Annotated in this window: 8 protein-coding genes; all 8 read left to right on the forward strand. The window is 51.7% G+C overall.

Annotated features, from left to right (window positions below; all coding sequences use genetic code 11):
* The first annotated feature begins 106 nt into the window (after nt 1-106).
* Nucleotides 107-6,859 carry a fibronectin type III domain-containing protein gene (locus ACTJIK_RS24205; RefSeq protein WP_440650126.1) on the forward strand — a complete coding sequence of 2,251 codons (6,753 nt, stop codon included), beginning with the start codon at nt 107-109 and terminating at the stop codon, nt 6,857-6,859.
* A 111-nt stretch (nt 6,860-6,970) separates the two neighbouring features.
* Nucleotides 6,971-9,154, forward strand: a complete 2,184-nt coding sequence (locus ACTJIK_RS24210; protein WP_440650127.1) for a GumC family protein — start codon at nt 6,971-6,973, stop codon at nt 9,152-9,154.
* Nucleotides 9,154-10,245 (forward strand): acyltransferase family protein, encoded by a 1,092-nt coding sequence (locus ACTJIK_RS24215; protein ID WP_440650128.1) that lies wholly within the window; start codon nt 9,154-9,156, stop codon nt 10,243-10,245. The genes ACTJIK_RS24210 and ACTJIK_RS24215 overlap by 1 nt, the downstream gene beginning before the upstream one ends.
* A gap of 28 nt (nt 10,246-10,273) precedes the next feature.
* Nucleotides 10,274-11,623, forward strand: a complete 1,350-nt coding sequence (locus ACTJIK_RS24220) for a flippase (RefSeq protein WP_440650129.1) — start codon at nt 10,274-10,276, stop codon at nt 11,621-11,623.
* Entirely contained in the window at nt 11,620-12,825 is a 1,206-nt protein-coding gene (locus ACTJIK_RS24225; RefSeq protein WP_440650130.1) for a glycosyltransferase, read from the forward strand. Before ACTJIK_RS24220 ends, ACTJIK_RS24225 begins: the two co-directional genes overlap by 4 nt.
* 124 nt (nt 12,826-12,949) lie before the next feature.
* Nucleotides 12,950-14,443 (forward strand): O-antigen ligase family protein, encoded by a 1,494-nt coding sequence (locus ACTJIK_RS24230; protein WP_440650131.1) that lies wholly within the window; start codon nt 12,950-12,952, stop codon nt 14,441-14,443.
* Complete coding sequence (locus tag ACTJIK_RS24235) at nt 14,433-15,125, forward strand: TolC family protein (protein WP_440650132.1); 693 nt, start codon at nt 14,433-14,435, stop codon at nt 15,123-15,125. Before ACTJIK_RS24230 ends, ACTJIK_RS24235 begins: the two co-directional genes overlap by 11 nt.
* A 10-nt stretch (nt 15,126-15,135) precedes the next feature.
* Nucleotides 15,136-15,930 (forward strand): alpha/beta hydrolase-fold protein, encoded by a 795-nt coding sequence (locus ACTJIK_RS24240; protein WP_440650133.1) that lies wholly within the window; start codon nt 15,136-15,138, stop codon nt 15,928-15,930.
* Nucleotides 15,931-15,934 lie beyond the last annotated feature (4 nt).

Below are 15,934 nucleotides of genomic sequence, written 5' to 3' on the forward strand. Positions count from 1 at the left end.
TTTGACCATCCTCTCATGAAAAGCCACTCAGCATTGAGTGGATCTAAATATTTATTCAACTCCATGCTGGGTAAGCAAAACAGTTCATAACTGAAACACTTACCATATGCGTAAACTTTACTCACTTATCCTTCTTTTCTGCCTTGGCTGCTTCCACGATGGCCTCGCGCAGGTATTTAATTCAGGGGATAATGTAATTAATTATGACCCCAATAATCCCCCTGCCACGCCAGCATGGGGCACCATCGAAAAGTGGGTGAGAACCCCACGGAACGCGGTGAATTTTACAAACAAAGACTCCTACAAAGCTTACTACCTGAGCGGGATGCCTTTCCGTTTGAAATTCCCTAAAACCTATCAGCAAGGCGTAAGTGATGGAAAAAAATATCCCATCATGATCTTCCTGCATGGCCGCGGCGAATCCGGCGGCATCTACGATAACGAGTACTCCCTTTACCATGGCGGCGGCAAATTCTGCGCAGCTGTAGACAATGGCAAATTCGACGGGTTTATCCTCGTACCGCAGAGCACCACAGGCTTCTTCGGCAATCCCCAGTATGATTTTATCAAACAGATCCTCGACGAGCTGGTTGAAAACAACAAGCTGGACGAAAACAGGGTGTTCGTAAACGGCCTTTCCGCAGGCGGTACCGAAACATGGGAGTTCATGTTCCGTTACCCCAAAGTGGTTGCGGGTTTCCTGCCTATCAGCGGTTGCTCTATTGCTTACCGCGACCAGGTAGACGTTTTCCAGTACATCCCCATGTGGATCTTCCAGGGCGGGCTGGACAACAACCCGCATCCCAACACCACCCAGGCTGTGCTAGACGCGGCGCTGGCGATCGGTTCGAATGTAAAACAGACACTCTATCCCAACGGCGGCCACGGTATCTGGAACAACGCCTGGGACAATGCCGATTTCTGGCCTTTCCTCAACAGGCAACATAAAGCTAACCCCTGGCCCCAGAACGGGCATAACGAATTTTGTCCTGGTGAAACGGTAAACGTTACGCTGGGCCTCACCGCCGGCTTCGACGGGTATGAATGGAGGAAAGACGGGGTAGTAATTCCCGGCGCCAACGGCCATGAGCTGGTGGTAACTTCATTTGGCACCTACGATGCGAGGATCAAAAGAGGTACCGTATGGTCCCCCTGGTCTCCCACACCGGTGGTTGTAAAAATTAAAGCCGCCACGCAAACACCGCCTATCAGCATTGAAGGTTTGATGAGTAAAGTATTGCCCGCGACTGATGGTAAAAATTATGTTACCCTGAGCCTGCCCGAAGGTTATACTTCTTACCTCTGGCAGAAAGTTGGCTCCACCGAAACCCTGGGCACCGGCAGAACGCTTACTGCTTCCACCACCGGCCAGTACCAGGCGAAAGTGACCGAGCAGTTCGGCTGTTCAAGCGCCTTCTCCGCTCCTTTCACTGTAATTCCCGCAAATGGCCCGAACGCGCCGGCTCCTGCATCAGGACTTACCGCAACGGCTATTTCCAAAGTTGCCATCACGCTCGACTGGACGGATAACCCGAACGCCGTTAATAATGAAACCGGCTACGAGATCTACCGTTCCGGCGCCGCAGGCGGCCCGTATGAGCTGGTGAAAATAACCGCACCCAATGCCACTTCCTTCACCAATGAAGGTTTGGCTCCCAATACCAAATACTATTACGTACTGAGGGCAGTGAACAACACAGCCGCTTCTACCCTGAGCAATGAAGCGACCGCTACCACCCAGGTGGATGCAAACGCGCCCTCTGCTCCCACCAACCTGAAGATCACCGGTACCAGCGCTTCTTCCGTATCACTGTCATGGGGCCCCTCCTTCGATGATGTGGGCATCTTCAAATATGACATTTTCGTGAACGGCATCAAGTCTTACACGGTAGAGCCGGATGAAGCAGACTTTACTGTATTCAACCTGAATAAAGATTCCCTTTATACTTTCGTAGTGAAAGCCCGCGACCTTGCCGGCAATATTTCTCCCAGAAGTAACCAGGTAAGCAGCAAGGCCCAGGCCAATGGCCTTAACTACAGGGTATACAACGGCACATGGTCAACGCTGCCGGACTTCAACACGCTCACGCCTGTTAAGACCGGTAATTCCCCCACTGTAGACGTTAGCGTAAGGAACCAGAACGACAACTTCGGTATCGTTTGGGAAGGGATGGTCCGCATCCCCGTAACCGGCAGCTATACCTTCATCACCACTTCCGATGACGGCAGCAAATTGTGGATCGACACCGATTATAACGCCGGCGCCACCCCGCTGGTAAACAACGACGGGCTGCACGGTTCACAGAGCCGCGAAGGTACAGTCACCCTGACTGCCGGTATGCACAAGATCGCCATTGCGTTCTTTGAACAAGGCGGAGGCGAAGCCTGCAGCGTGTCCTGGAGAAACACCGCACACGGTGTAACCAACGCACAGGTGATACCTGCCGAATACTTCAGGGACGTTGTTACGCCTGCCGGCCCGGTGCCGAAGGCTCCAGGCAACATCCTGGCCACTGCGCTGTCTTATAACAAGATCCAGCTCACCTGGGCAGACAGCAGCAATAACGAAAGCGGTTTTGAGATCTACCGTTCCACCAGCCAGTCCGGCGAGTACACCATCATTGCTACCACTGCTGCCAACAAGGTATCTTACCTGGACAGCAACCTGACTGCGCAGACCACCTACTACTACCGCATACAGGCCATCAACAAATATGGCGGTTCCGGCTTCAGCCCTTCAGAAAGCGGCGCGCTGCACTACGGAGTGTACGCCATTCCCACTTCGCTGAATTCACTGCCTGACTTCAATACCATTACGCCGGTAGTAACGGGCCTTACACCGAATGTATCGCTGGGCGTAAGGGACAGGGATGATTATTTCGCGCTGAAATTCTCCGGCTACATTAATATTTCTGTTGCGGGTTCCTACACGTTCTATACGACGTCTGACGACGGCAGCAAGCTGTATATCGGCGAGTTCAACGAGTCCAACCTGGTAGTGAACAATAACTTCGTACAGAATGCGACTGAAAGATCAGGTACCAAAACGCTCGCTGTGGGCAGGTATCCGTTCCATGTAACATTCTTTGCGAAGAATGGCAGCCAGTCGCTGACCACCCGTTATGCAGGCCCCGGCATCAGCAAACGCGTTATTCCGGACAGTGTTTTTGCGAACAAAAAAATGTTTGCCACTACCCTGGCCATGCCTCCGGCTCCCGCAGCGCCTACTACCCTCGTGGCAACCGCGCTCAGCTCCAGCCAGATCAAGCTCACCTGGGCAGACAATGCTGCTAACGAAACCAAGTTCGAGATCCACCGTTCAGTGAACGATGCCAGCAACTTCAAGCTGTTTACAACAGTGGACGCCAATGCAACCGCACAGGGTACCTTTACCGATACCGCGTTGTTTGCAAATGTTCAGTATTTCTACAAAGTACTGGCTAAGAACGAAGGCGGTAGCTCCGTATTCAGCAACACCGCCGGCACCGCTACCCTGAACAACATACCGGTGATCACCCAGCTGGCGAGCCGTTCAGTAAGATATGGCTCACAACTGGTGCTGAACCTGACCGCTACTGATGCGGACGGCGAAGCTCTTACCATCACTTCCGCCAACGTACCTGCGGCATTCGGCACCTTCAGCACCGCAGCCGGCACCGCCACACTCACCTTCAACCCGACCATGGCGCATGAAGGTGTATATAACAATATCACCGTTACAGCGGCAGACCTTCATGGCGGCAGCGCGTCCACCTCGTTTAACCTTACCGTGAACGATAACTACAGCCCGGTGATCGGTGCAGTGGCTAACGTAGCTGTTAACGAAAACGCATCGCAGGCTGTGAATCTCACCGCTACTGACAATAACGCCGGTGAAACCGTAACCTGGAGCGCGCAGGGCCTGCCTGGCTTCGCCACGCTGACCCCGAACGGCAACAGCGCCCAGATCAACGTAGCGCCGACCTTCATTGATGCAGGTACCTATAATGTAACAGTTGAAGCAAATGACGGCCGCGGCGGCATCGACAGCAAAACATTCACCATTACCGTGAATGATGTGAACCCGAGCCGCACCATTTATGTGAACTTCACAGATGGCTCCTACCCCGCTGCCGCACCGTGGAATAATACTAACAAGCAGCCCGTTCAGAACGACCTGTTTGCGAACCTGAAAGACCATAATAATGTGGCTACCACGGTTGGCATCAGCATCGTGAGCGCATGGCAGGCGCTGGGCAACGGTTCCAACTACTTCGGCACCACCACCGGCAATAACTCCGGCGTGTACCCGGACAACGTGATGAAAACTGCCTACTGGTCCAACACCACGCAGCAGACCTTCAAGCTGGTTGGTCTCAACAGCACCAGCAAATACAGTCTTACCTTCTTCGGCGCACGCGGCGATGTGAGCGACAACAGGATGACCAACTACACCGTTGGCGCCACCACTGTGTCTCTCCAGACTGCGAATAACAAGACGAACACCGTATCTATCAACAACATTTCACCCGACGCCAACAACGAGATCGTGGTGAACCTGAAGAACGGTACCGGTTCTGTGTATTCTTACCTCAATGCGCTGGTGATACAGGTGAGCTACGACGACGGCAATGCCCCGGCCAAACCGACTAACCTGGCGCTCGCAGCCACCAGCAATGGTGTGAACGTGACCTGGAAAGACGTAGCGTTCAACGAAACGGCATACGAAGTGTACCGTTCCGCCACCACAGCTGCCGGACCGTATACCCTGCTGAACCCCGCACTGGGTAATGCCAATGCGGTAAGTTACCTGGATACGGCGGCCAAAGCGAACAAACAATACTTCTATGCTGTAAGGGCCATCAACGGTCACGGCGCTTCAGCGTACACCGATACCCTGGGCATCCAGACCGGCAACAACAATCCGAAGCTGGACAGCATTGCCAATGTATTGATCAAAAACAATGAAACGTTTACGATCAGCCTGCTGGCTAAGGACGATGCGGGCGATGTTCTCACCCTGAAATCCACCAACCTGCCCTCCTTCGCCCATCTGACAGATAACGGCGACGGTACAGGCAGCATCAGCATCACACCTGCCGCAGGCGATGTAGGTAAATACGCCAACATCAACGTAGTGGCTACAGATAACCAGGGCGGCAGCTCTACCAGGACGTTTACCATCCAGATCCGTGACAAGAACGTCACCTCTGTATATGTGAACTTCAACCAGTCACCGTCTGCAGACGCACCATGGAATAACTTCAACAGCTATCCCGGCGCCAACGCAGCAATTGCCAATCTGGCAGATGAAACCGGTACACTGAGCGGCATCAGGATCCAGCTGCTGGACGGCTTTACTGGCACCAACGCCGTAGGCGCCACCACCGGCAACAACTCCGGCGTATACCCGGACAACGTGATAGCTACGAACTACTACACCAGCGAAGCTACACCGAGAAGGATCAGGCTGTCTAACCTGCCGGCCAATTACCGCTACAACATCACATTCTTCAACAGCCGCCAGGGCAACGATAACAAGAACACAGTATTCACTGTAGGCGCATCTTCCGTGACACTGAACGCTGCCAACAACAGCACCAACACGGTTAAGATCAACGGCATCGCCGCGGACGCTTCCGGTAACATAGAGTTCACCGTTCATAAAGCCACCGGCGCGCAATACGGTTACATCAACGCCATCGTGCTGCAATATTACCTGGACGACGGCACCCCGCTGGCGCCGGCCAATGCCAAAGCACAGGCTAAATCCAAGACCAGCATCCAGCTTACCTGGATGGACAACTCGAACAACGAGACCGGTTTTGAAGTATGGCGTTCAACCGATAACAGCAGCTTCAGCCTGCTGGGCAGTGTAGGCAACAACGTTAATACCTATACGGACAACGGCCTGGCAGTAGATTCACGCTACTACTACAAAGTAAGGGCGCTGAAGAGCGGTGTTCAGTCAGACTTCAGCAATGTTGCTTCTGCCGCCACTTTCCGCAATGCGGTGTACATTAACATGAACGTGTTCAACCCCGCAGGCGCACCCTGGAATAACACCAACTCCGCTCCTGCGCAGGGCCTGGAATTCCCGAACCTGAAGGATGACAACAACGATAACACCGGCATGACCATGGTTATCCAGAAAGCCTTCACCGGCGATAATCCGTTCGGCATGAACACCGGCAACAACTCCGGCATCTACCCGGATAATGTTATCAGCAGCACCTATTGGGTGGATATTGGCCAGACCGCAGAACTGAAGATCAAAGGGCTCAACCTTTCCAAGAAATACAACTTCGTATTCTTTGCAAGCCGCGATGGCAGCGGAGACAGAACATCCAACTACAGCATCGGGAACACCACCGTGTCGCTGAATGCCGGTTACAATATTAACCAGACCGCGCAGATCAACGACATATCGCCCGACCAGAACGGCGAGGTAGTGATCTCTGTAACCTCTGGCGGAACATCCATCTACGGTTACATCGGCGCACTGGTGATCCAGTCTTACACGCCGGAAGGAAGCGAGATCGATCCGTCGCTGGTAATGGCAAAAGGCAGCTTCAATACGGAGAACGCCACAACGGCCGCAACCAATCTTGAACTGACCAGGGCTTATCCGAATCCGTTCGTGAGCACGGTGAACCTGGATGTGATCTCGAATGGCAAATCCAACCAGAACGTCCTGATCAATGTATCTGATGTTAGCGGAAGGGTGCTGTATACGAAGATGCTTGGCAAGCTGCCCGCAGGCAGCCACAGGGTTACGCTCGACCTCGGAGGACAGAACATCCCGGGCGGATTGTGTGTACTGAGCCTGGTAGACGGAAATAAAGTGGTCAAAACCATAAAACTAGTTAAGAGCAAGTAGTGCAACCTTCTGACGAGATTTAAGGTTTGTTACCGAAAAAATCCGGCTCAATACCGGATTTTTTCGGACTACTCAGATTAGATTATTTTACACTTTAATGAAAGAGAGAATATGGATCTGATTTATTTGTTTAAAGCATTGATGAAGAGAAAGTGGCTGATCCTGGTCGGTACACTGATGGCCGTAGCGGTCGCTTTTCTGCTTACCATGAAACAGGAAATGCTTTACAAATCCACTGCGCAGATTGCCACGGGATTTACCAGCACTGAACAGGTGAAGTTAAAAGACGAGAGCTTTAACATCTACGAAATAGATTCCAAGTTCAGTAACGTGATCGAATCGCTCAAATCTCCGCGTGTGTTGAGCATGACTTCCTACAGCCTCCTGCTGCACGACCTGCAGAACCCGGGAAAGGAATTCAGGCACCTTACCGAAGAACAAAAAAGGAGTGAGCCCTTCAGGATGATGAACCGTGCAAAGGTCATTGAAGTGCTTACCAAAAAGTACAACGAAGAAAAGCCGCTCAGCTCCTACGATGCCGAAGACAGGAAGATACTGGAGCTGCTGAGGCTTTTTAAATACGATATTGAAACGCTCCGTTACGTGCTGTACACCGGCAGGGTTCAGCGCACGGATTTCATTGACGTTACCTACCGTTCCACAAATCCCGAGCTGTCTGCCTACATCGTGAACCAGATCGTGACCGAATTTTTCAGGAACCACGAATCTTCCCGTAACCAGCAGACCGTGCACAACATAGAAACGCTGAAAAAACTGGTAGACCAGAAGAGAGAGGAACTGGACCTCAAGATCGGCAATATTAAAACAATGGGCACCATGGATGTGTCCGTTGAAAGCTCCAGCAAGCTGGAACAGGTGAGCAATTTTGAAAACCGCCTGGCGGATGAAAAGAGCATCTACAACAGCGCCGTGCTGGCCATGCAGCAGCTCTCCGGCAAACTGACCGAGATCGAAAAAACAACCACCCAGAACGCATCTGCCGCCAAGGCCCTGAACAGCGAGCTGAGCACCGCCAAAGCGCAGATGAACGATGCATACAATGAGTATGTATCCAAAGGTTCCAACAACACAGAGCTGTATAATAAATACCAGCAGAAAAAGACAGAATACAAGAACAAGCTGCTGTCCCTCGCTTCGTCCTCCCCTGTTTCGGCCGGCACATCACAGGCGGACCTGAACCAGAAAAAAAGCGAGCTGGAGCTGCAGATCAAAAGCGCGGAAAGGAATATCCAGGATTATGAGCAAAAGATCCGCCAGCTGAATTCCAGCATCGGTGCAGCCGCTTCCCGGAATGCCAATAACCTGGCCTTGCAGAAAGAGGTGGAACTCGCACAGCAGGAATACGAGGCCGTGAAGTCACGTTACGACGCCGCGCTGAATAACAAGATCGCGCCGATGGACAACTTCCGCCAGCTGCTGTATGGCCAGCCCGCCGTAGAGCCCGAGCCTTCCAAGAGGCTGATCATACTGGCGCTCTCCGGCATGTCCATGTTTGTATTCTGCTGTATCGTGATCATCTTCATGGAATATATCGACCTGTCCATTAAAACGCCGACGCAGTTCCAGAAAATGACGGATCTGCGCCTGCTGGGCGTAGTGAACAACATCAACCTGAAAAAGATCACCTTTGAGAACATCTTCCAGGAAGAAAGTCCTAAAGCAGGCAATGCTGTGTTCCGCCAGCTGCTCCGCAAGCTCCGTTATGAGATAGACAACAGCGGCAAACAGGTATTCCTGTTCACCAGCGCGAGGCCCGGCGAAGGCAAATCCGCCATCATCGTAGCGCTGGCTCACAGCCTGAGCCTCAGCCATAAAAAAGTGCTGATCATCGACACACATTTCCCGCACAACACGCTCACCCAGGAGTTTGGAGCAGCACCCACGCTGGAGGAGTTCCACACCGTTAAGACAGCCGACCTGGAAAACCAGCTGCAATCGCTGATAAGCGCAACCGGCATTCCTAATGTGGATATCATCGGCTGCCAGGGAGGAGAGTATACCCCGGATGAGATACTGAAACAAGGCAACCTGCTGGACCATATGGATATACTCAAAGCCAGGTACGACTTTATTATCATGGAAGGCGCCCCGCTCAACAAACGCTCCGACACCAAGGAACTGATGAAATACGCAGAAACCATCATTGCTGTGGTATCTGCCAAATCGAGCGTGAAGCAGACAGACAAGGAAAGCATTGAATTCCTTGCAAGCCTCAACGGAAAATTCAGCGGCGCTGTGCTGAACATGGTTGAACAGGAAAACATTGACATCTGATGAGCAGGCAGCTGCCAGGATTAACAGTACAGAATAACCGGCTCGCCTGGATAGATTACGCGCGGGGGATTGCCATCATTCTGGTGCTGTACCGTCATATCTTCGAAGGCATTTCGCGTTCCGGCGTGGATGCTGCTAAATTCCAGTGGCTGGAAAATGCGAATATCATTTTCTACAGCTTCAGGATGCCGCTGTTCTTTATCCTTTCCGGCGTTTTCATCGCCAAAAGCCTGGCTAAAAGAAAAATGAAGGGGCTGATCCTGAACAAAGTGAATATCCTGCTGTATCCGTACCTCCTGTGGTCTGCATTACAGATTACCATACAGATACTGCTGAGCGGCTATGTGAATGCAGACCGGGGGCTGGCAGATTATGCCTATATCCTGGCCTTCCCGAGACGGATAGACCAGTTCTGGTACCTGTACGCCCTTTTTAACGTCACTGTGCTGTATATCATCATGCGGGAGAAGCTTCGGTTCAGCGTATGGCACCAGCTGATACTGGGAGGCGCCATGTACATGGCTTCCAGCTATGTGGCAGTACGGCACATCGACCTGGGGTTTATTTACGACATACTGCATTATTATATATTCTTTGCGATCGGCGAACTGGTGGCAGACAAGATACTGGACAGCAAAAATTTCAAACTGTTCAGCTCCTGGGGGCTTATGCTCGGGCTGCTGCCCTTCTTCGTTGCCGGGCAATTGTACTTCCTGTTCGCTAATCTCGGGCACAACAGCACATTATATGTGGAAGAGCACCAGCCGCTTCTTTTCGGGCTTATTGCGCTCTGCGGCTGCGGTTTTATGATCTGCCTCTCCTTCATTTTGCAGCGGTACGACTGCCTGAAGCTGCTGAGGGTGGCGGGATATCATTCCCTCTACATCTATGTTTCGCATGTATTGGTGGCGTCCGCCGTACGCATGGTGATGGTGAAGGTGCTCGGCGTCACTTATCTTCCTGCGCTGCTGATCGTATGCCTGCTGTTTGCCGTAACGGTGCCGGTGCTGATGTACCAGCTGGCTATGCGGGCAGGGTTGTGGTGGCTTTACAGCCTTGAAAGGCCCGACGTAAAAGCCGCAACGAATTGATTTTAAATTTTAGATGGAAACGAATAAAATGAGTGAACCAAAATACACCTACTGGCTGAAATCCGGCGTTTACAGCGGCTTGCAGAAAGCGGCCGTATTGCTTTTCGGCATCGGCAGCGTTTTGGTGCTCACCCGTACCCTTACCAAATCCGAAATGGGCGTCTGGAATCTTTTCCTGCTGTTTGCCGGGATCATCGAAATTATCAGGCAATCACTGATCAAAAACGCGGTGATCAAATACATCAACAGTCACGACCACACGGAACACGCCGGCATCCAGTCTGCCGCTCTTGCCCTGAATATCGCCGTCACCCTCATAATCGCCCTGCTGCTGGCCGCGTTCATTTATCCTGTAAGCGCTTTGCTGAATGCACCGGAGCTGTCTCAGATCATTTACATCTTTTTACCAGGCCTGCTGCTGCTTATACCCTTCTCCCATTTTGAATGGCTGCAAAATGCCCATGCGGATTTCAGGGGCATCTTCTGGGCATACAGCCTTCGCCAGGGCTTATCTTTTTCACTGATCGTGCTGCACCTGCTGGCTGCCCGCGAGATCAGCCTCATCAACCTCGTATGGTATTATAACGCAGGCATTGCCGGAGGAACGATATTGTCATTTGGTTTTGCACGCAAATTCCTTCAGGCCGGTATCAATATTTCGAAGGCCTGGGTAAAAAAACTCTGGCATTTTGGCAAATACGTATTCGGCACCAATATCAGTTCCAGCATTTTCAGGAACACCGACCAGATCGTGGTGGCCTCCATGGTCTCTACCTCCGCCGTGGCGCTGTATGGCGTTTGCATACGCATTTCCAACCTGGTGGATGTGCCTTCCCAGGTGCTGGGCGATATCCTTTTTCCCAAAAGCGCGAGGATGATGGAGTCTGGTAACCTGGAAGGCATTAAATATTATTATGAAAAAGCGGTGGGCGTTATCCTGGCAATGGCTGTGCCCGCCAGCCTCGTGATCATGCTGCTTCCCAGGCTCATGCTCACCATCATTGCGGGAAAAGGATACCAGGAGGCCGCGGCCATCCTGCAGGTCACGATCTTTTACGGCCTCTTCCTCCCCTTCATTAAACAATTCGGCACTATCATGGATTCTATCGGCATGCCCAGGGTGAACTTTTTCGTGATCACCTTTACGGCGGCCTTTAATATCATAAGCTGCATTACCCTCACACGCCTTACCGGTGTAATGGGCGCAGCATACGGCAGCATGCTGTCTTACGGCGTCTGCCTCATTATCACCCAGGTGATAATGATCCGCAAATTGAAGATAAACCCGCTGAACTCCTTTAAATATATGTTCCGGTTCTATCCCGAGATGTTCCTCATTGTGAAACAACGTTTAACCCTTAAACTCGACGCAAAATGATCAGGGACCGTCATATAATTATTGTCGGCCTGCAGCCATGGGATATCGAGATCGGCAGCAATTGCAAGAACATGGCGCTGGAGCTTTCGCGTCATAATAAGGTCTTGTATGTGAACAGGGCGTTGGACCGGATCACCGCGCTGCGCGCAGGGAACGACGCGAAAACGCAAAGAAGGAAAAGCAGCCTGAAAGGCGAAACAACAGACCTCCAGGAGATAAACGGCTCGCTGTATACGCTGGACCCCCGGACCGTGCTGGAATCCATCAATAAGGTACCCTTTCCTTTCCTGTTCGACCTGCTGAACCGCGTGAACAACAAACGGCTGGCGCGCGAGATCAACAATGCAGCGGCCAGGCTTGGCTTTAAGGATCCGCTTCTTTTCATTGATAATGATTTTTTCAGGGCCTTTTACCTGCCGGAATTATTGAACGGCGTTAACGGAACGATCTATTATATCAGGGACAATCTCACCAGCCAGCCTTATTTCAAGCGGCATGGAGCAAGGCTTGAAAGGCGGCTGATGGCTAAGGCGACCATGGTGGCTGCAAACTCGGCCTACCTTGCCAGGTATGGCAGGGAATACAACGTTCATTCATATGATATCGGCCAGGGCTGCGAATTTGGAACTGTTCCGGCCGCTCCGCCCGCACTGCCGGAAGATCTCCGGCAGATCCCCCGCCCGCTGATCGGCTATGTAGGCGCTTTGATCTCCAGCAGGCTGGATGTTGGCCTGATCGAGCATATTGCGCTGGCCAAACCCGCATACAGTTTTGTGCTCGTTGGCCCGGAAGACGGAACATTCAGCGCAAGCAGGCTCCACCAGCTGCCGAACGTCCATTTCCTGGGCAGCAAACCTGCAAGCATGCTCGGAGATTACATCAGCCAGTTTGATGTATGCCTCAATCCCCAGGCCGTCAATGAAATGACCATCGGGAATTATCCGCGGAAGATCGACGAATACCTTTTCTTTGGCAAACCGGTGGTGGCGACTGATACGGAGGCAATGCGCATGTTCGGGGATTATGTATACCTCTGCAACGGGCCGGGATCATACGAAGAAGCGATCGACGCAGCGCTGGGCGAAAAGAATGACGCGAACGGCCTGCCGGAGCAAAGAAAACAATTCGCATTGTCCCATACCTGGGAAAACTGCATCGCAGCACTCGGGGAAAAATTCACCGCTTTGAATAAATTAAACTGACAACGTATGAAACAGAACGATAAATTTTCAGATGACAAGATCATGGCGGCCATGGTGACCGTCTTCCTGGCGTTCACCATGATCTTCCTGTTCCTTAAAACAATATTCTTCTGAATTCCGACAAATGGCCAGATTGACAATCATTAACGACAATGCCTTCACCGGCGCGAAATTCCTCAACAGGTCCGTAATATTCCTGCTGATGATCATCAGCGCGTGTGCCATCGGGTTTCTTGTGAACATCAATGAATTGATCGGTTTCGGGATCATCGGCGGCCTGCTGGGCTTAACGGCCGCCTGCATCTGCCTGTTCAATACCAAGCTCGGTTTTTTCCTTACCACCGTTATCGGCTTTTTTGTTTTTTACATTAAAAGGATCACAAACGACGCAATACCGATGGGCATTGCGGTGGATGTGCTGATCGGGGTAACTTTTCTCGGCATTTACCTGAAAAAATCCGTTTACAAAGAACGCCTTTGGTTATACTCCGGCAACGCCATTACATACATTTACCTGGTGTATGTCGGGTTTCTCCTCGTACAGCTCTTCAACCCTTCCATGGATTCGGTACAGGGATGGATTTTTACCATGCGCAAGTTCTTCAACTTCCTGATGATCTATTTTATCGGCCTCCATATTTTCAAAACGAGAGAGGATATATTGGATTATATAAAGCTCTGGGTGATATTATCGGTGCTGGCAGGCGCATATGGCTGCTTCCAGCAATGGCACGGTTTGCTGGGCTTTGAACGTGACTGGGTAATGTCGGATCCGATCAGGTATAAGCTGTACTTCCAGGGCGGCGATTTCAGGAAATTCTCTTTCCTCTCCGACCCCACCGCCTACGGCATTCTTATGGCCAACGGCGTTGTGTTCTGTGTTATCCTGCTGCTCAATACAACTAATAAACGGTACCGCGTGATGCTCGGCATCGGGGTTCTCCTTATGAGCCTCGGCATGGCGTATTCAGGAACCCGTACAGCATTTTTTATGATCCCCTCCGGCTTATCGGTTTACGTCCTGATGACCATTACCAACAAAAGGACGATGCTGTTTGCCATAACCTTCCTGATGCTGTTCTGCACCCTCATATTCGGGCCTTTTTACGGTAACGGCACCATCAACAGGATCAGGTCTACATTCGAATTCTCAAACGACGAATCGTTGAATGTGCGGGATGAGAACCGCGCAAGGATACAACCTTACATCCTGGACCATCCTATCGGGGGCGGCGTATGCACCAGCGGGGTACTTGGACTTGAGTACAACCCGGGCCATCCGCTGGCCGGTTTTCCGCCGGACAGCGGTTACCTGCGCACGGCCGTGGAAACCGGCTATACCGGACTGGCGCTGACCTGCCTGATCTACTTTATAGTATTGTTTATGGGCGTCAGGAACTATTACCGGAGCACGAACAATAACTACAGGCTGCTTTACCTGGGCATTGTGGCCAGCCTGTATTCGTATATAGTGGCGAACTATGCCCAGGTAGCCATCGGGCAGATGCCCGGAAGCCTGTTCTTCTACAGTGCCATGGCCATTATTATCAACATGAGAAATTTTGAAACCAAACAATACATACTACAACCAGAAAAAACAGCAACTCATGAAAAATAGCATTATCGTACTTGCATTCTTGTTATGTTCCCTGCCTATTTTCGCACAAACCCAGGCTCCCGGGCCGGCAGGCACTCCGTCCATTGAAGCCCGGCTGATAGAGCTGGCATTGGCCAACCCCGCCATAAAAGTAAGGGATTATGAAAGGGCAAAGACCGTGTCTGAACTGAATAAAGCCGGCGCTTCCTGGCTGAATTACGTGACGGCCAGCGCGAACCTGAACTCCGTTACCCTGAAGCTTGTGGATCAGAACGCGCTCGGCACCCAGCTGTATTACCCGCTGTGGAATGTCGGCATCAACGTTCCCCTGGGCTCCCTCGTAGGCAAAGGAGCCGATGTGAAAATAGCACGCCGGAACCTGGACATAGCCACTGCACAACAGGAAATGGCACGCCGCCAGATCACGGCAATGGTTCTCGCCAAATACAGGGATTACACGAAAAACAAAGCGCTGCTGGAATTACAGCGGGAATCGACCGACGAAGACCAGGCTGCGTTTGAGCAGGCTGAAGCCAAATATTCCGCCAGCAGTATCACTTACGACGAATACAATATTGCGTCAAAAAGATATAAAGAGGGCCAGGCCAGGATCATTACGCTGGAAAGAGATATCGCCGTCTCCAAGCTGGAAGTGGAAGAGATCATCGGTGTGAAACTGGAAGACGTCACTAACATTAAGTAGTAATTCTTATATGAATACATCAAAGAATATCCTGCTTATATTTTTTATGAGCAGCATGCTGGCGCCGCTTTTTGCAACCGGCCAGCGTCATTTGGACAGTATCCGGATCCCGCTCACGCAGCGTACAAAACTGGGAGCGCTGGTCTACCTGCCGGACGACTATCAGCAGTCAGGAAAAAAATATCCGCTGATCGTTTGTTTGCACGGGAAAAGTAAATCCGGCAACGATCTGCAAAGGCTGCTGATAGATGGTATTCCCTACTGGATAAACAATGGGCTGAAGATACAGGCCCGCAACCCGGCTGACGGGAAGATGTACAAGTTTATAGTAGTAGCTCCGCAGGCGCCCAGCTGGGGCTTAAAACCAAGCGAGGTGGAAACGGTGCTTAACGACCTGGAGAAACGTTACCGGGTAGACCGCAGCAGGATTTACCTGACCGGATATAGCGCCGGGGGCTGGGCCGTGGTGATGGCCTTAACGGAATCAGCCGCCATTGCCGGGCGGATCGCCGCCGCCGTGCCGATGTCCCCTTCAGCAATAGACAAGAAAAACCTGGGCCAGTTCGGCAACGTTGCCAGGAGCAATACACATTGCTGGTACATTGCAGGGTCCAGGGAAGCCCGTTTCATGGAAGATGCCAGGCGTTATGCGGACAGCACCAACCGCTATAAACCCAACCTCGCAAAAATGACTATCATAGACGGCTTCGCCCATCATTCCTGGAGAACGCTGTACGATCCGAGAACCAAACCAGACGGCGTTCATAATATTTATGAATGGATGCTACAATATCAAAGGGACTAAGATA

The sequence above is a fragment of the Chitinophaga sp. 22620 genome, from assembly GCF_052044405.1.
Taxonomy (GTDB): domain Bacteria; phylum Bacteroidota; class Bacteroidia; order Chitinophagales; family Chitinophagaceae; genus Chitinophaga.